Below are 17215 nucleotides of genomic sequence, written 5' to 3' on the forward strand. Positions count from 1 at the left end.
AGTTGCAGCCCAATTGCAACTGCTACGGGGGCGGCAGTTCACCCAAAATCGTAAAGCGAATATGGTTGATAGATAGGTCGCCCAGAGCCAGATCTAGCCCACCACCCAAAGTTGTGATGGTCTCAAATGGAATGCCCTTGCTCAGTTCGGCATGCCACCAGGGCAATCCCATAAAGAACCGAGTGGGATAGGGTCCCCCCTCAACCACATCATCCACGTTGGATTCCATCGGCAGCCAGCCAAAACCGGGGATGTAAAACTCAATCCACACGTGATTGTAGTCTGGCTCTAGGGGCAATCCCTGGCGATCGCCAAAGGGTGGACACTTATAGCGGCCAACGGTGCGGCAGGCAATGCCATTCAACCGAGCCAGCGCCAGCAGCAAGCCTACATATTCTCCGCAGGAACCAATGCCTCGCTCTAGCACCACATCGGGCGTATCGATGTGAACGGTCAACCCATAGGAGAGGCGATCGTACACATAGTTGCGGATTTTGAGCATTTTCCGCAACAGGTTGGTTTCAGTGCCAATGGCTTCGCGCGCGGCCTGCTGAATGACCGGATTGTCCATCGCCAAATCGTCATCATCCACCAAATAGCGGGACTGCAACTCAACTGGTAGAGGCGGAATCTGCTCTGCATCCTCGTAGGTGAGTTGGTATTTGATGCCGCGCACCTCGATGAGTGCCTTCCACCCAAATAGATGGCGATCGCGATAGCTGAGCTTATCAAATGTAAACACAGCCACCCGTTGTCCGGCCTGAATTTCTTCGGTAAAGGGCAAACCAATCGGCTCCACCTGCCTGACGATTTGACGATCGGTTTCGGCGGGTAGCGCAATGCGCCACTCCAGGTTTTCTACCTCAAATCCTTCTGCATCCTCCAGGGGAGCCAGCTCTTCCACATAGGACATTTCCAACAAAAATCCATTGGAGAGCGTGCAACGCCGCGCTGCATCATATCGAAAGTGCAACGGATGAATTAGCAAGCGATCGCGCAAACTAAGCTCATAGGGATAGTCCGGCGTGTTGGGATTATCTCGGACATAGCCCTCTTCCACCATGTAGGCCACATACAGCGTGCCAGAGGGATCAAAGGCCAGCCCCTTGGGTGGACGAAACGGCGTGAGGATGCTGAACTGCACCTCGCCCGTTGCCCGATCCATACAGTACACGCTTTGCTCAATATCATCGCAAACCCACAGCTCCTCATCCCGAATGGTTAAGCTCTCCATTCCCACGCCCGGAGCCGAAAATCGAGTAATTTCTCGCTTGGTATTGCGATCGAAAATGATGATGTAGCCTGCTTTTTGGCAGCTGACGTACACCGTCGAGCGCCACACAGCGACGCCATCCGCCGGATAGGGCAAACTCACAAACAGCTTTGGGGTCCAATCATCCACCGGGCAGCAGTAAACGCCAGTTCCTTTCGTGAGCCACAGCATGCCCTCCGATACCGAAAGCCCCGTTGCATCCAAAAACTCGTCGGTATGCTGCGTGTTAATAATTTTTGTGCTGTCAGTTTTGGGATCAATTTGAGTGAGGTAACCGCGGGATGGGTCGAGCGCCCATAGGGTGCCCTCAACAAAGGCAATTGCCCCTAATGCCGATAAACCCATCGGCCGAATCGTCCGCGATGGCGCGATCGCCGCACCATCATTTGGGGGAGTAGGAGCAGTAGATTCAAGCAGCATGTAGGTTTACGCCATGTAATTGAGACACAGGGAACCACAAAAGCCTAAGCGAATAGCAAACTTTTGCGATGAGGCAGTCAGAGTTGAGAGCCCACATTCGGTAGCATCGGTAGCAATAGCTTAACAACCGTAGTTTGCAGGCCCTAGCGTGAGAGAGGTGCAGTTTGCTTCGGCTGCGAAGCCATTTAGGCCTCGGTCAACCTTATGCAATCAACCAACTACTATCCTAGGCATCGCTGACTTTTAGCGATGTATCCCAGCAACAGTTTCCATCTCAAAATCACCATGCCTTGAAGTTTATCTTTATTGCGCTTTGGGTGCCATCTGCGCTTTGGTTAGTTCTTCGTCTGCCACTCGAAACTGGCTCGCAACGTAGTAAAAGAATTTGAAATAGTCATCAAACTGGTCACTGGGCGATCGCCCTTGCCAACGATACACAACCTGATTGGGAACCCAAGTTACCGTCATGGTGCTCACATTAGCGCCCACTTCCAACTGCATGTACCCCGGCAATCCTTGTTCTGTCACAAAATTTGGCACTCCAGCTACCGTGCCCCACTCCATCCCCACCGATGACTGACTTGCCCAACCCGTAATCTTCACCTCCGATTGCTCCGGGTCAAAAAACAGTTGGCCATCCTGGTTGGCCACTAGAGGTGCAGCCTGCCAGCGCTCCGGGTAGGGAAACTCAAAGCGATAGCGCTCGTTGCGATAGATCAACCACCGCCGCGACAGGGTTGAATCAGCCTGCGAACAGGCCACCAGAAACCCCATCAAAGCGATAGCCAGTCCCCAGCGCATCCATCTCCGACGCCCGATCCAAGCCACACTACCACCTCCCGTAGATAGGCTCTATGCCTTAAGCATGAAGCCTTCCGGCTTTTGTAAACAAATGCAACAATATTACCGTCAAACCGTCAAACCGTCTTGACAGCCCCAAGCAGGCCGACTAATCTGATCAAACATACCCGGGTATTCATTGTGTAACCGTTCTATGCAAGATAAGCAAAAAGTCACCCTGTACCTCCCACCCGAACTGCATCGCAAGCTAAAGATTTCAGCAGCAGTTGAATCAGAGCCGATGTCGGCACTGGCAGAAAAAGCGATCTGGTTTTATCTTTCGCACCCTGATGTTGTTGAAGAAGTACAGGCATCCCAAGGACACAACCATCAAGTTTATGCCTGTCCGGGATGTGAAAGCTCCTACATCATCCGAGATGGTGAACTGAAGCCTCTGGCCCAGCAAGCCGCCATTTTACTGGATGACGAAGAGTTGGTGAGTGGCGTCGCTAGCACTGCTCCTGGTTCCAACTGGCATCAGGGCGAAGAGGAGCTAGTCCCTTGCTAACATTGCCAGCTTACGTGTCTTGCAATCGTCGCAAAGTGACCTCCATATCGTGACGTCTTTAGCAGACTCAAGCTCCAAAAGCCGCTTCAATCTGGATGCAAGGCTCTTGATTAAATCCCTAGTGAATCGCTAGTTGCCTCACGCATTCCTGGCCTGTACCGTCTCTAATTGGACTATAAGGATCATGAGAGAGGAATTAAGCATACTCGTTCAAGCGCAATATCCTCTGATCTACCTTGTCACTTCTGAGGAAGAGCGGGCAGAACAGGCGATCGCAGCCATTGCACAGATCAAACCACAGCGCCGAATTTTTGTATGGACTGTTACCCATGGCATTGTGGAATTCGGCCAACCCCGCAATGTTACCCAGCACAATACGGTTTCTCCGGAAGCAGCCATTGAGTGGGTGATTCGCCAACGGGAGCCCGGTATCTTTGTTTTCAAGGATTTGCATCCCTTTATTGATTCTCCAGCCGTCACTCGATGGTTACGGGATGCGATCGCAGGCTTCAAAGATACCCAAAAGGCGATTGTTTTGATGTCTCCCGTTCAAAACATTCCCATCGAGCTTGAAAAAGAAGTCATTGTTCTCGACTTTCCGCTGCCCAATATGACCGAGTTGGATGAAGTACTCACCCAGCAGTTAGAAGTAACTCGCAGCCGCCGAATTACTACAGAAACCCGTGAAAAGCTGCTAAAAGCCGCTCTCGGTTTAACCCGTGACGAAGCCGAAAAAGTCTACCGTAAGGCCCATGTCACAACGAACCGTTTAACCGAAGCTGAAGTAGACATCGTTTTATCCGAGAAGAAACAGCTTATCCGTCGTAATGGCATTCTAGAGTTCATTGAGGAAGACGAGACAATCGATTCTATTGGTGGCCTAGAAGAACTAAAGCATTGGTTACACCAGCGTTCTAATGCATTTACAGAGCGTGCTCGTGAGTACGGGCTCCCTCAACCCAAGGGCATGCTGATTCTTGGAGTTCCTGGTTGCGGTAAATCGCTAATTGCCAAAACCACCTCGCGGCTGTGGGGATTGCCGCTTCTCCGCCTAGACATGGGGCGTGTTTATGACGGTTCTATGGTTGGGCGATCGGAAGCGAACTTGCGTAACGCATTGAAAACAGCCGAGTCTATCTCCCCTGCTATCCTGTTTATTGACGAAATTGACAAAGCCTTTGCTGGCAGCGCTGGTTCGGCTGATTCTGATGGTGGTACCTCAAGTCGGATTTTTGGTTCCTTCTTGACATGGATGCAGGAAAAGACCTCACCTGTATTTGTGATGGCAACTGCAAACCGAGTAGAGCGGCTTCCTGGAGAGTTCCTTAGAAAAGGCCGATTTGACGAAATCTTCTTTGTAGATTTGCCCAACGCCCAAGAGCGTCGGGAGATCTTTAATATCCACTTGACCAAGCGTCGGAGCGATATCAGCCGCTTTGACTTGGATCAACTGGTGAGTATTTGTGAAGGATTTTCTGGAGCAGAGATTGAGCAAGGTATTATTGCCGCAATGTACGAAGCCTTCGCTCAAGACCGAGAGTTTACGCAGCTCGATATTATCGCTGCGATCAAGGCAACTCTTCCTCTCTCCAAGACGATGAGCGAGCAGGTTACTGCCCTGCGAGACTGGGCCAGACAGCGCGCCAGACCTGCCGCCGCCTCCGTCGCTGAATATCAGCGATTGGAGTTTTAACAGACTTTCTCGCTTGCTTCCCAACAAGCGGAAAGGCTAGCCCCAAGCTAGCAGCTTAAGAGACCCGAGCCGTTGCTGTTTGCCCTCCAAAGGTTGAACCGAGCGGTGCTTTAATTCCCAAACGTTGTCGTTTCTCTCAGTTTCTCTACAGGAGGAAATCCGAAATGTCTCACTTTAGCACTCTGCGGACCAAGATCACTGATGCTGAGATCCTCAAGTCTTCTCTGCGTGACCTGGGCATTACCGTAAAGACCGAAGCCGATGTACGCGGCTACAACGGTCAGCGCGTTCGCTCTGACATCGTTGCTGTTCTCGACGGTGAGTATGATCTGGGTTGGTCTCGCAATGCTGATGGCTCCTTCGACCTGATTGCTGACCTCTGGGGCGTTGCTAAGAAGCACAATCAGACCGAGCTCATCAACTCCATCAACCAAAAGTACGCTGTGAACAAGACCCTGGCCGAAGTGAAGCGCCCTGGTCTACAAAATGCAAACGTTAAGCTGGTTCTACAAAAGTAGTTCTTCTGAGCGTTCCCAATTAGGCGGGTTAACCTCCTCGGGGTTAACCCGTTTTCTATGGACTTTTATGGGTGTAGCCAAGAGCGATCGCCGTACTAGTGGAGCGCTTGATTTTGAGAAGTCCATGTTATGAAGTTGAAGGAGATTTGCAGTGGTTGACCGCAGATCTCCTTCAATTTGTTCAGTTGCCATTACGAGCGATCGCCATGTATTCCCCTAAAGATTTACGAGCAATCCAACTTCTTTTAAGCGATTGTGGACAACAAATTCACACCATGGTTGCTCAAAAATTTCAGGTGTACGAAAAGGGAAAACACGACTATGTGACCGATGTGGATCGGGCGTTAGATGCTCGGCTATCGGAGGCGATCGCCAGCTTATTTCCTTCAGATCAGATTATTTCTGAAGAGGCTCCCCAATCATTCCAACGGTTTCAACAGCCATCGTCGCGGATATGGGCAATTGACCCGTTGGATGGAACTGAAGATTTTATTCAAGGCACCCCATACTACTCAATTATGTTGGGCGTGTTGGAAGCAACTCGACCGTGCGCCGGATGGGTCTATGCCCCGGTGGGCGATCGCTTATGTTTTGGCGGGCCAAACTGGGGGCTTTGGCAGGCAACGGCTCGGCAGGAACCCCAACCGCTACTTCCTACCCCCTATGCCAGCGAGCATGAATCCACCCTGCTAATGGGTGGACAAGATCAGCGACGCTTTGGTCGGGCGATTGCTGAACACATTCCGAATGTTCAATTCGCCAATATTGGTAGTTTCGGGCTTAAAGTCCTGGAAATTATTCAAGGTCGCGCCGCCATGTATGTTTACCTCAACCGCCGCGTTAAGCTCTGGGATACTGTAGGGCCTTTGGCGTTGGCCGATGCTGCGGGTCTGGTCTGTTGCGATTTGGCGGGGAATCCCATTCAATTCACCTCAACAGGAGTTGATCTTGCAACCTTGACCCATCACCAACCCATCCTCATTGGCTGGCCGCATGCTTTAGAGACCTTGCGATCGCCGTTGCAAACCGCAATTTCCAGCGTGCTGAATCATGAAACAACATCCAAGCCGAATTCTTCGCTCCCATGATATGGTGAGTAAATATCACCTCAACCATGATTTCAAGCTCACGCTGCAGCCAGTTAAGAACGTACGCTGGGATCAAGATCGGCTGTTGTTTGAAGGATTTCTTCAATAAACTGGGTATTCTTAAACTAGTTAGCTCAGTGTCGAATTTCATTGGTTTCTTTTTTCTTCCTCAAAAGCCACGCCTAGCCTATCTGTCATAACTGGTCTTCATGAGGTTGCTTAGGTTAGGACGCTTTAGTTTCTTCCACCACGGCGTTCTTCATGCAAACCATAGCTTTTAGCGAACTATTTCCGCTTTTTAACTCCGCCAGTCCTGAGACGCTGGAATGGCTCATGTCCATTGCTGTCGAGCATGAATACCCAACTGGGCGTGCTGTCCTCATGGAAGACGCTTGGGGCAACGCCGTCTATTTCATCGAATCAGGATGGGTCAAAGTTCGCCGCCACGCTGGGGAGTCAGTGGTTACCCTTGCAGTCTTAGGCAAAGGCGACTTCTTTGGTGAGATGGCCATTCTCGACGAATCTCCCCGCTCAACAGACGTGGTTGCCCTGTCATCTGTCAAACTCTTCAGCATTTCTGCTCAGCGTTTTATTCAAACCCTGTTCAAAGATTCGCAGCTCCATCACCGCATGCTGCAACTGATGGTGCGGCGGCTACGGCAAACGAACTTTCGGTTTCAATTACGCCGTCAGCCTCCTGCGATTAAGTTGGCCAACACCTTGGTCACCCTTGCCGAATCCTATGGGCAGCGCAAGGCTCAATCCATCGAGATCTTCAATATTCCCATGAAAGATTTGGCCGATGTGTCAGATATTACGCCAGAAGAAGCGACCAAAATCATGGAGAAGCTGGATAGCAAAGCTTGGATTCGTATCGATCCAGCAAACCAAGTCATTCACTTGGTCAATTTGCGCCAGTTGGCACACCTTGCTGGCCGCGTATAGCAATTCAATCGCGTAACCAGCCAACAATTTGCTGGGCTTTTGTTGCACTCGATGGGCTGACGGTGTTTGGACAACCAAGTGGGCGATCGCCATAGCAGTGAGCAATCTCAAACCCGCACGCTACCCACAAAAATAAAACAGGCCACCTGACTTGGCAGCCTGTTTTATTTTTGTGGGTTTCAACTTGATTTATCACTCTTGCTGTAACCCAACATGAGTTATAGATAAGCTGAAGTGCTCTCAACCGAAACTAGCGTTAACCCACAACTACAGCGATCGGTTTGCGCACTCAAGCCAAACAACTAGTCGCACGACTAGCTGCAATACTTGCGGAACGCCAACGTAACGTTGTGACCGCCAAACCCAAACGAGTTGGAAAGCGCAACCTCAACTGACTGCTTCCGGCTTTGATTTGGCACATAGTCCAAGTCACAACCTTCATCTGGATTTTGCAGATTAATGGTCGGAGGCACAGCATCGTTTGCCACAGCCATCGCTGTCGCAACCGCTTCAATCCCACCCGAGCCACCAAGAAGGTGCCCCGTCATAGACTTTGTGGAACTAATTGCCGTTTTGTAAGCATGCCCACCCAGTGCGGTTTTAATTGCAGCCGTTTCGGTTGGGTCATTAGCGGGTGTGCTGGTGCCGTGGGCATTAATGTAGCTCACCTCTTCGGGACGAATCCCAGCATCCTTCATCGCAAGCTGAATGGCCCGGGCAGCCCCTTCACCACCGGGAACGGGAGATGTCATGTGATAGGCATCGCACGTCATGCCATATCCCACAATCTCAGCGTAGATCTTTGCACCCCGGCTTAATGCGTGCTCTAGTTCTTCCAGAATGAGGATACCAGCCCCTTCACCCATCACAAAACCGTCGCGATCGCGATCAAAGGGACGCGAAGCATGCAGCGGATCATTATTCCGACTGGACATGGCACGACAAGCCACAAATCCAGCAAAAGAAAGTGGCGTCACTGCAGCCTCAGTGCCTCCACAAATCATGGCTTGGGCATAGCCACGCTGCACTAACCGGAAGGCATCACCAATCGCATTAGAACCCGCTGCACATGCCGTAACCGTACAATTGTTAGGTCCTTTTGCTCCCGTGTGAATCGCAGTCAACCCAGCGGCCATGTTGGCAATCATCATGGGCACCATGAACGGGCTACAGCGATCGGGACCACGATTCAGGTAGACCTCTTGCTGCTCTTCCATCACCTTGAGACCACCAATGCCAGTCCCAATGACGATCCCCACCTGCTCTGCATTTAAGTCGTTAATGACAAAGCCGGCATCGGCAAGCGCCTGCTTACTGGCAGCAACGCCAAACTGAGCAAAGCGATCCATCCGCTTTGCATCTTTGCGATCCATGTAGTCCTGAGGATCAAAACCCTTGACCTCACCCGCAATTTGACAACCGTGGCGCGATGCGTCAAATAGAGTGATTGGCCCGATACCGTTCCGTCCGGCCAGCAATCCATCCCAATAATCAGCCAGTGTGTTACCAATCGGGGTGATCGCTCCCAATCCAGTAACGACAACACGCTTCAATGCAGAATCAGAGTTCGTCATGACAACAGCTTAAAAAAGGGCAAATTAACCCATACCCGCGAAACGCAATTCTTCTTAAAAATCAGACAGGGAACAACACATGATGCTTAATTCAGCAGGCTTTTGCGGTGGGCTCAGTTAGCCAAGCGACAAAATCGCGAATCAAACCTGTGCTGTATCCCATATCTGGCTTTTCAAAAGTCGAGCTAGGCAGCAGATTTTTGCTTGATGTAGTCCACTGCAGCCTGAACGGTCGCAATGGATTCGGCGGCTTCATCAGGAATTTCGATATCGAATTCTTCTTCTAGAGCCATGACCAATTCCACAGTGTCCAGGGAATCTGCACCTAAGTCATTGGCGAAGTTGGATTCAGGGGTCACTTCGCTTTCATCTACGCTTAGCTGCTCAGATACGATCTTCTGAACTTTTTGAAAAATCTCATCTTGGCCCATATGTTTTCTTCCTACTCAAATTCGATGACGAAGTAGAGTAACCATGTGTAAGTGCTCAATGCCTCAGGATTCTACTGCGCCTGAAAACAGGATGCGTAGAATCTGTTCAGAAATTGGGCATTACTCCATATTACTCTGTTGCGAAACCGTTTCGATCGTACCAGGATGCGGTACGCTTCGTTGGGCTGTTTGCAGTAAACCGGGTAAATCTTATGGCTTGGTGCTGCTTTACTAGTTTATGTCTGTTAGCTTAATTCGGGGATCAACCACTTTGAGCAACAGGTCTGCCAGCAGGTTCCCAACAATGAGCAGTACGGCTCCCATCATGAGGCTAGCCATGACCAGGTAAAGATCCTGTGCGGTTACTGCCTGAAGAATTAGGCGGCCCAGTCCTGGCCAGTTGAAGAAGTTTTCGGTAATGAAGGAGCCGCTTAGCAGGTTGGCGAACTCAAATCCCAGCAGGGTGATGAGAGGGTTGACGGCATTTCGCAGGGCGTGAACATAGATGACTCGATTTTCGGGCAATCCTTTGGCCCGTGCCGTTTGAATGTAGTCCTGCCGGAGCACATCGAGGAGTTGCCCTCGGGTGATGCGCTGGAGGCCTGCAAAGCCTGTAATGCTAAGAGCAATGGTGGGCAAAATCATGTGCCAAGCAATATCGAGCAATTTGCCGAGTGGGGTCAGGTCTTGATAGTTGATGCTGGTCATGCCACCAACCGGAAACAGTGGCGAGAGGAGCTGAGCCAGAAACAGCAGCAGCAACCCGGTAATGAGCGTGGGAAACCCTTGGCCAATATAGCTGAGTACGCGAACAATGCGGTCAATGGATTTGTCCTGCTTGACGGCTCCCAGGATGCCAAGGGGAATGGCGATCGCCCAGGTCACCACAATGGACGTCACAGACAGCAATAGGGTTGCTGGAATTCGTTCCCAAATGAGCGACGCCACCGATCGCTGTGAGTAAATAAAGCTCACCCCAAAGTCACCTCGAGTCACAATGTTACGCAGCCACAGCAAATATTGCTGCCATGCAGGCTTGTCTAGGCCAAACTGCCGCTGAAATGCTTCGAGGGTATCTGGGGTAATGCGCGGATCTTGCCGCAGAGTGTCGAGGTAGTTTCCTGGAGCCAGCTGAATGATAAAGAAGCTGAGAGCGGAAGCGAGCAGTAGCGTCAATGCCCCTTGTAGCAACCGCTTGCCAACATAGACCAAGACTTCACTGGTGAACAAGCGGCTCATGCCCTCGCGTAGCGCTTGAAATCGCGGTTCTGGAGAGGCGGCAGGGGTAGAAGTCATAGGGCACTAACTAGGGAGGGATAGAACGGCGATCGCACCGCTTGCCCTTTATTTTAGACGTTGGGATTAGACGTGTGAATCACGTCAAAACAGGTCCTTAATACTCCACCAACGAAACAATGGGGGCATCGGGCAGTTTGCTGCGCCCATCCAAAAACGTTAGCTCAATAATGAAGCCAAATCCGGCAAGCTCGCAGCCCATTTGCTGAATCAGGCTAGCAGTGGCCGCCGCCGTGCCACCCGTGGCAATCACATCATCCACAATGAGAACTCGACTGGGTGGCACGGCAGCATCACGGTGAATTTCAAGGCGATCGGTGCCATACTCTAGCTCATATTCCACCGTATGAACCGCAGCTGGCAGTTTTCCTGGCTTGCGTACCGGAATAAAGCCCGCATTCATGGCGTAGGCAAGGGGTGCACCAAAAATAAAGCCACGCGACTCCATACCCACAACATAATCGACTGACAAGTTGCGACACTGCTCGGCTAAGGCGTCGATGGTGTATCGTAGGCCCTCGGCATCTCGTAACAGGGTGGTAATATCCCGAAACACAATTCCAGGCTGAGGAAAGTCGGGAATGTCGCGAATGAGGGCTTTGATATCCATACCAGATTGCAGGCTTGAGAGTGGATAAGGGCAGGAGTGACCGTTGGGTGAACCCGACCCTAGTCATGGTATCACCCGACTCTCGGTTTCTTAAGTGGGGGGCAACGTGCGATCGCCAGTTCCTCGTACCTGCCGTCACAAGACCGCTTGCATCACTATCGCTATAGGAAAGAATTTTTGCATTCCCTAAGTCAGCAAGATCGCTACTCCACCCCAGAAAAATTCTCGAACCAGCCCTGTTTACGAAAATAGAGAATGAGCCCAAGGGCGATCGATCCCATGACCAGCAAGCAAAGCGGATAACCCCAAAACCATTCCAGCTCCGGCATATTCAATGGCGACGAATCCGGATTAAAGTTCATACCATACACCCCGGCAATAAATGTTAACGGGATGAAAATGGACGACACCACAGTCAGAAATTTCATCACCTCATTCATGCGATTGCTCACCGATGACAGGTAAACATCCATCAAACTGGAGGCAACTTCTCGGTAGGTTTCCACCATATCCAGCACTTGCACAGCGTGGTCATAGCAGTCTCGCAGGTACACGCGCACCTCATCGCTAATTAAATCACTGCTGTCACGAATGAGCGTATTGATCGCATCTCGCTGGGGCCAAATGGTGCGGCGCAAGGTCAACAGTTCCCGCTTCAAACTGTGAATTTTTTCGAGTGTATAGCGATCGGGCTTTGCCACAACCTCATCTTCCAGCTCTTCCAGGGCTTCCCCATAAGCTTCTAGTACCGGAAAGAACCCGTCGATGATCGCGTCAATTAGGCAATAGGCCAAATAATCTGCATGTTTTTTGCGCATATTTCCCTTTCCTTGCCGAATGCGCTCCCGCACCGGCCCAAAGCAGTCATACTCAGGCTCCTCTTGTACCGTGAGTAGATAGTGCTTTCCCAAAATGAAGCTCACCTGCTCGCTATAAAAGCCCTGGCCACTTTCAACCGGGGTTACCATCCGAGCAATGAATAAGACTTGGCCTGTGTACTCTTCGTATTTGGGCCGCTGGGGCACATTCACAACGTCTTCCAACACCAGGGGATGCAGGTTGAATACCTGCCCCAACCGCTGCAAAATATCTTCGCTGCCCAGCCCGCGCACATCGACCCAAGAGATGGATTCGGTATCCAGGTAGTGTGCACAGTCCTCAGGAGTTTGCATCACTTGGCGCAGCGCCAGCGTATCGGAATAATCAATGAGGTCAATGATCGGAGGGGGCGCGTCGTCTTCAATGTCGAGCGTGCCTGGCATGGCTCCGGGTTCACTGTAGGAGTAGTCCAGGGAGGTGCTGTCCTTGTCGCTGCCATCATCTGCAGGCATGGGATGACGACCTCGTTTGAAGACGGTGTACCCGTGCCGAGAGGGAAAAGAGAAGGATTTCAAAACCATGGCGATCGCTCTCACAACGCTGTACCCTATCCTAACCTCAGCCCATCTAGACAGCCTTAACTAGCAATATGTCCCCATCTAGACAAGAGGTGCGATCGCCAGATTACCGAGACGGAAGCGGCCAACAAAGAGACCCTCTCTGCAGCAGCGTCGAGATAAAGACGCCACCAGAGAAGGCCTACAGCCCATCAATCGGTGAGATGGGTTCATGGTTGTGAGATCAGCACAGCAGGCAAAGGCTTACATCATGCCCATACCACCCATACCCATACCGCCCATACCCATACCACCCATACCGCCCATACCACCCATACCGCCCATGCCACCCATGGGATCCATGCCGCCAGCAGCACCACCAACGGGTTGGGGTTCAGGCTTTTCGACAATGAGCACTTCTGTCGTGAGCACCATGCCAGCAACCGAAGCAGCATCTTGCAATGCCGAACGCACCACCTTAGCAGGGTCAACAATCCCAGCCGCTACGAGGTCTTCAAATTGACCGTTGAGGGCGTTGTAGCCAACGTTAAAGTCCAGATCGCGAGCCTTCTCAACGATCACATCCCCTTCAGCACCCGCATTGTCCGCAATTTGGCGTAACGGAGCTTCAATTGCCTTCAGCACAATCTTGGCCCCGATTTGCTCATCGTCGCTCAGGCTGGTCACAAAATCCTGAATCCGTTGGCCCAAATGCAACAGGGTAATGCCGCCACCCGGCACAATCCCTTCAGCAACGGCGGCCTTAGTGGCATTCAAGGCGTCTTCAATGCGAAGTTTGCGATCTTTCAGTTCGGTTTCGGTTGCGGCTCCTACTTTGATCACCGCAACACCGCCCGTTAGCTTCGCAATGCGCTCTTGTAGCTTTTCAGTATCGTATTCCGAGTCTGTTTCTGCCAGTTGTTGCCGCAATTGAGCAATCCGCTTTTCCACAGCCACTTTGTCCGCTGCATCCGCCACGATGATGGTGGTGTCTTTTGTAATGGTGACCTTACGGGCATTGCCCAACATGTCCAGCGTGGCAGCTTCCAGGCTTAAGCCAATTTCTTCCGAAATGAGCTGACCGTCGGTTACTACAGCAATGTCTTGCATCACTTCTTTGCGCCGCTGGGCAAAGCTAGGAGCCTTCACAGCAACGACATTCAGCACGCCGCGTAAACGGTTGACCACCAAAGCCGCGAGTGCTTCGCCTTCCAGATCTTCAGCGATGATGAGCAACGGCTGGCCCGATCGCGCAATTTTTTCGAGCAACGGCACCAGCTCCGCGACAGAACCGATCTTTTTGTCGGTCAGCAGAATCAGCACATTCTCCAGCTCGCAAATCATGCGCTCGGCATCGGTGACAAAGTAGGGCGAAATGTAGCCCCGGTCAAAGTGCAAGCCCTCAACGATTTCCAGCTCTGTAGCAATGGATTTGGATTCCTCAACGGTGATGACACCATCGTTCCCCACTTTGTCCATTGCATCGGCAATCATGGCTCCAGTTTCGGCGTCGTTGCCAGAAGCAACGGTCGCAACTTGAGCGATCGCATTTCCGGTCACAGGCTTGGCGATCGCCTGAATTTCATCCAGCAGCTTGGCCACTGTTTTTTCGATGCCACGACGCAGACTGACCGGATTGGTACCTGCCGCCACGTTCTTCAGCCCTTCATGAATCATGGCTTGAGCCAGCACCGTTGCAGTGGTGGTGCCATCTCCAGCCAGATCCTTGGTTTTGGATGCGACTTCACGAATCAGCTGAGCGCCCGTATTCTCTAGCGGATCTTCAAGCTCAATTTCTTTGGCAATGCTAATGCCGTCGTTCACAATTTCGGGGATGCCGAATTTCTTTTCGAGAACAACGTTACGACCCCGTGGGCCAAGCGTGATGCGGATTGCGTTGGCGATCGCATTCACACCCCGCTCCAACGCTTGCCGCGATTCTTCTTCAAAAACAACAATCTTAGACATTATTGACGTGAATTGCAGAGTTCTCCTTCCAGAATTTAGCACTCTCCGTAGACGATTGCTAATCAACTCATCGATCCGACCAGGGGAAAACCTGACCCGCCACACGAGCCGTACTCAGCGATCGTAACGGACGGAAGAGCTGCGTCGTTGCCACCAATGCCTCACTGGAAGGAGATCCCAGAGACATAACCTCCGCTCTGTACGTCACCAAGCCAGCCGTTTCGCCGCCAATGCATCGCGCCGCCGTTAAGGATAAATCGAGCGAACGATCCCCCACATAAGGCCCACGATCATTAATGCGCACCACCACAGACCGCTGATTCTTGAGATTCGTAACTTTTAGATAAGTATTGAACGGTAGCGTTTTGTGAGCTGCCGTTAGTGCGTGCTGGTCAAACCGCTCCCCATTCGCCGAAAGCCGACGATGAAAGTAGGGGCCATACCAAGAGGCCTTTCCCTCAAAGGTGAAATCGCTCGCGACCAAGTTATCCAGTTGAGCTTGCCCTTGCACCAATGACAGAGCAGAGGCTCCTAAGGCTCGGCGCAAATTATTGACCCAATCAATGGCAATCACGTCTCCACTGCGCTGATAGTGCCGAGCCAAGTGCCGATTCACCACAAACAAGATCTCGTTCTCAGCACGCATCGCAGCCAACCCACGCACCCGAGCCGGTCGCAGCGTTGAAGGATCAAAATCAGCAGATTGGACCACTTGGCGAATACTTTGGGCCATTTGGTTGGCCTCAGCCTGGGTAGGCAAGTCTGCAATGAGGCGATCGCGCACCCATACCTGGTAATGAGGAGCATGGTAGTGGTGAGCAAATGACGCCCTCGCTCTCTGTTCAGCCTTGCAATGAAGCAAGCTCTTGATCGGGCCATCCTTAACCGCTTCTGAATCTGCACCAGAGTCAGGCCGAGCCTGAACCACCATCACCACAGGTGGAGTAAACGACGAGCGCCGCTGCTGAGCCCAAGGCGATAGACGCACAATTAACCCTTCTAGCTGGGTCAGCAAATGGGGTGCAGCCGAATCTCGCCGAACTTGCCAGACCGCAGCAGGTTGCATCAGCGTTGGGCTAGAAATTCGAGATTCCCACGTGTCAACCGATGCGGCTGAGGGTAGATGCGCCAGAGGTGAATGTGTAGATAAGAAGCTGCCCAGATAAACAACAGACCAGGCTAAGCCAAAAGAGTTCATATCGTGATGTATTGATGGGGGCGATAGATAGCACCGATACAGAAATATCGGAAGGTGAATAGGCTTTGAATTCTAAGTCGGCGATAAGACCACACTCATCCATCGTTCGGATGAACCTTTTTAGGTGATCCCCATGTATCGGGGATCAAAATTTATTTTTTCAGAATAGAGGAATAAACTAAAGGGAAAATAAGCAGTGGCTTTTTATACACATTTCTATAGATTTTTGCCACGTTTTGTATCGATTTGCATTGCAAAATCTAAATATTTGTAAATCGCCCAGACGGTCAATTGACGTGGCTAGAGTGGTTAAGGTGGATACGGCGCTCGCATTTGAAGATTACGTTTTGTCAGCGGTTTCGGTTCGCCAAGTTGACCAGCCTGCGGCCAATGGTGCGGTGCCTTAGTTAGTTAGAACCGACATCGCTGGTGAATATTGGATCGCTAAGCGCTCTAACCATCATTCAACCCCCTGGTTTTTCGGATGACGTGCATAAGTCCTAGAGGTTTTGAAATTAGGTTTTTTGGGGAGAGCTTTGGTGATGAATTCTTTGGTTCCTTCAGCTCAGTGGCTTTGTTTGCTTCAGCATCTTGGAGCATGGCACGGCAGCTTTACACGGCTCGATGCAGCAGGAATTCTGCAAAACGACACGCCAACGGTCATTGAGTTGGCAGGTCTGGATGGCAATCAAACAGTGCGCCAAACGCTGAATTACTTTTCACCCGACACCAAGGAACTGGTCGAGCAAAAGGTGCTGGAGTATCGCACCCTCAATCGAGGAGTACTCTTTTTTGGGAATGGGGCCTTTTCGCAGGGGTCACTTCAGTACGGCCCTTTCTCAGAGTTTGGAGCCGAGTTTGGTTTTTTGGAGGGCGATCGCCGTTTGCGACTAGTTCCGATGTTTGCCCCCAGTGGTAGCGAAACCCATCTCGCCAGCATCACGCTCATTCGCGAACATTTACCCAACAGCATCACTCCCGAACGACCACCATTGACGGTGGAAGCATTGGTAGGAACATGGCGAGGGCAAGCCGTTACCTTGTATGCCGACTGGCGATCGCCCGATGAATATTCGACCACATTGACGGTGCAGCAGCAGGGCGATCGCCTGCATCAACAGCTCACCATGCCTCAATTTCAGCTTCAGTCCAGCGCCAGAATCGAGGGTTCGCGCCTCCTATTTGATCAGGGAACCACGCCGATGCAGCTATTGCTGCTTCCCGATGGTGGCTCGTGCAACACCCCACTCACCATTCCCAAGGGCAAACCTTTTTTGCTAGAAACAGGCTGGCTAGTCACCTCAACGCTGCGCCAACGCCTCGTTCGTCAGTACGATGCCCAAGGCGGATGGGTCAGCCTAACGCTCGTTGTAGAAGAAAAAGTCGATTAAGGTTCAATTCGGTTTCCCTTGATCCCGTTCAGCGAACAACCTTCAGGCTTAGCTGTTGGAACCATATCCAACCGTATGGGTTTCAT

At 51.5% G+C, this 17215-nt stretch carries 15 protein-coding genes; 6 read left to right on the top strand and 9 right to left on the bottom strand.

What is annotated here, in order from left to right; genetic code table 11:
- Positions 1-22 precede the first annotated feature (22 nt).
- Positions 23-1693 carry a transglutaminase domain-containing protein gene (locus tag ACQ4M4_RS00085; protein WP_430682390.1) on the bottom strand — a complete coding sequence of 557 codons (1671 nt, stop codon included), beginning with the start codon at positions 1691-1693 and terminating at the stop codon, positions 23-25.
- A 303-nt stretch (positions 1694-1996) separates the two neighbouring features.
- Positions 1997-2521 (bottom strand): hypothetical protein, encoded by a 525-nt coding sequence (locus tag ACQ4M4_RS00090; protein WP_430682391.1) that lies wholly within the window; start codon positions 2519-2521, stop codon positions 1997-1999.
- A gap of 166 nt (positions 2522-2687) precedes the next feature.
- Between ACQ4M4_RS00090 and ACQ4M4_RS00095 the strand changes: the two genes are divergently transcribed.
- The 5 genes from ACQ4M4_RS00095 to ACQ4M4_RS00115 all read left to right on the top strand — a co-directional run bounded on the left by ACQ4M4_RS00095 (position 2688) and on the right by ACQ4M4_RS00115 (position 7285).
- Positions 2688-3041 (top strand): hypothetical protein, encoded by a 354-nt coding sequence (locus tag ACQ4M4_RS00095; protein WP_430682392.1) that lies wholly within the window; start codon positions 2688-2690, stop codon positions 3039-3041.
- Between the two features lie 184 nt (positions 3042-3225).
- Positions 3226-4734, top strand: a complete 1509-nt coding sequence (locus ACQ4M4_RS00100; protein ID WP_430682394.1) for a stress-responsive protein Ycf46 — start codon at positions 3226-3228, stop codon at positions 4732-4734.
- Between the two features lie 164 nt (positions 4735-4898).
- Entirely contained in the window at positions 4899-5252 is a 354-nt protein-coding gene (locus ACQ4M4_RS00105) for a DUF1257 domain-containing protein (protein WP_430682395.1), read from the top strand.
- A 113-nt stretch (positions 5253-5365) separates the two neighbouring features.
- Positions 5366-6340 carry a 3'(2'),5'-bisphosphate nucleotidase CysQ family protein gene (locus ACQ4M4_RS00110; RefSeq protein WP_430682397.1) on the top strand — a complete coding sequence of 325 codons (975 nt, stop codon included), beginning with the start codon at positions 5366-5368 and terminating at the stop codon, positions 6338-6340.
- Positions 6341-6601: 261 nt separating this feature from the next.
- Positions 6602-7285 carry a Crp/Fnr family transcriptional regulator gene (locus ACQ4M4_RS00115; protein WP_430682399.1) on the top strand — a complete coding sequence of 228 codons (684 nt, stop codon included), beginning with the start codon at positions 6602-6604 and terminating at the stop codon, positions 7283-7285.
- A 314-nt stretch (positions 7286-7599) separates the two neighbouring features.
- Here ACQ4M4_RS00115 and fabF read toward each other — a convergent pair whose 3' ends face one another.
- The 7 genes from fabF to ACQ4M4_RS00150 all read right to left on the bottom strand — a co-directional run bounded on the left by fabF (position 7600) and on the right by ACQ4M4_RS00150 (position 15738).
- Complete coding sequence (fabF, locus tag ACQ4M4_RS00120) at positions 7600-8859, bottom strand: beta-ketoacyl-ACP synthase II (protein WP_430682401.1); 1260 nt, start codon at positions 8857-8859, stop codon at positions 7600-7602.
- A 185-nt stretch (positions 8860-9044) separates the two neighbouring features.
- Entirely contained in the window at positions 9045-9290 is a 246-nt protein-coding gene (gene acpP / locus ACQ4M4_RS00125) for an acyl carrier protein (RefSeq protein WP_430682402.1), read from the bottom strand.
- A gap of 231 nt (positions 9291-9521) precedes the next feature.
- On the bottom strand, positions 9522-10586 hold the full coding sequence (locus ACQ4M4_RS00130) for an ABC transporter permease (RefSeq protein ID WP_430682404.1): 1065 nt from the start codon (positions 10584-10586) through the stop codon (positions 9522-9524).
- A gap of 97 nt (positions 10587-10683) precedes the next feature.
- Positions 10684-11196 carry an adenine phosphoribosyltransferase gene (locus tag ACQ4M4_RS00135; RefSeq protein WP_430682405.1) on the bottom strand — a complete coding sequence of 171 codons (513 nt, stop codon included), beginning with the start codon at positions 11194-11196 and terminating at the stop codon, positions 10684-10686.
- Between the two features lie 203 nt (positions 11197-11399).
- Positions 11400-12596 (bottom strand): magnesium/cobalt transporter CorA, encoded by a 1197-nt coding sequence (gene corA / locus ACQ4M4_RS00140; protein ID WP_430682406.1) that lies wholly within the window; start codon positions 12594-12596, stop codon positions 11400-11402.
- Positions 12597-12836: 240 nt separating this feature from the next.
- Positions 12837-14540: a chaperonin GroEL gene (gene groL, locus ACQ4M4_RS00145; RefSeq protein ID WP_430682407.1), complete on the bottom strand. Its 1704-nt coding sequence runs from the start codon at positions 14538-14540 to the stop codon at positions 12837-12839.
- Positions 14541-14607: 67 nt separating this feature from the next.
- Positions 14608-15738 (bottom strand): septal ring lytic transglycosylase RlpA family protein, encoded by a 1131-nt coding sequence (locus tag ACQ4M4_RS00150; protein WP_430682408.1) that lies wholly within the window; start codon positions 15736-15738, stop codon positions 14608-14610.
- A 542-nt stretch (positions 15739-16280) separates the two neighbouring features.
- Here ACQ4M4_RS00150 and ACQ4M4_RS00155 point away from each other — a divergent pair.
- The gene (locus ACQ4M4_RS00155) at positions 16281-17129 is read left to right on the top strand and encodes a DUF3598 family protein (RefSeq protein ID WP_430682409.1); all 849 of its coding nucleotides are present in this window, start codon (positions 16281-16283) and stop codon (positions 17127-17129) included.
- The last annotated feature ends 86 nt before the right edge of the window (positions 17130-17215 follow it).

The sequence above is a fragment of the Leptolyngbya sp. AN02str genome, assembly GCF_050565595.1.
Classification (GTDB): Bacteria; Cyanobacteriota; Cyanobacteriia; order Elainellales; family Elainellaceae; genus Kaiparowitsia.

Excerpts from the sequence above, each read along its gene's own strand:
- acpP (WP_430682402.1), bottom strand. The coding sequence starts at position 9,290 with ATGGGCCAAGATGAGATTTTTCAAAAAGTTCAGAAGATCGTATCTGAG.
- ACQ4M4_RS00085 (WP_430682390.1), bottom strand. The coding sequence starts at position 1,693 with ATGCTGCTTGAATCTACTGCTCCTACTCCCCCAAATGATGGTGCGGCG.
- ACQ4M4_RS00115 (WP_430682399.1), top strand. The coding sequence starts at position 6,602 with ATGCAAACCATAGCTTTTAGCGAACTATTTCCGCTTTTTAACTCCGCC.
- ACQ4M4_RS00155 (WP_430682409.1), top strand. The coding sequence starts at position 16,281 with ATGAATTCTTTGGTTCCTTCAGCTCAGTGGCTTTGTTTGCTTCAGCAT.
- groL (WP_430682407.1), bottom strand. The coding sequence starts at position 14,540 with ATGTCTAAGATTGTTGTTTTTGAAGAAGAATCGCGGCAAGCGTTGGAG.
- ACQ4M4_RS00105 (WP_430682395.1), top strand. The coding sequence starts at position 4,899 with ATGTCTCACTTTAGCACTCTGCGGACCAAGATCACTGATGCTGAGATC.
- fabF (WP_430682401.1), bottom strand. The coding sequence starts at position 8,859 with ATGACGAACTCTGATTCTGCATTGAAGCGTGTTGTCGTTACTGGATTG.
- ACQ4M4_RS00130 (WP_430682404.1), bottom strand. The coding sequence starts at position 10,586 with ATGACTTCTACCCCTGCCGCCTCTCCAGAACCGCGATTTCAAGCGCTA.
- ACQ4M4_RS00135 (WP_430682405.1), bottom strand. The coding sequence starts at position 11,196 with ATGGATATCAAAGCCCTCATTCGCGACATTCCCGACTTTCCTCAGCCT.
- corA (WP_430682406.1), bottom strand. The coding sequence starts at position 12,596 with ATGGTTTTGAAATCCTTCTCTTTTCCCTCTCGGCACGGGTACACCGTC.
- ACQ4M4_RS00150 (WP_430682408.1), bottom strand. The coding sequence starts at position 15,738 with ATGAACTCTTTTGGCTTAGCCTGGTCTGTTGTTTATCTGGGCAGCTTC.
- ACQ4M4_RS00100 (WP_430682394.1), top strand. The coding sequence starts at position 3,226 with ATGAGAGAGGAATTAAGCATACTCGTTCAAGCGCAATATCCTCTGATC.
- ACQ4M4_RS00095 (WP_430682392.1), top strand. The coding sequence starts at position 2,688 with ATGCAAGATAAGCAAAAAGTCACCCTGTACCTCCCACCCGAACTGCAT.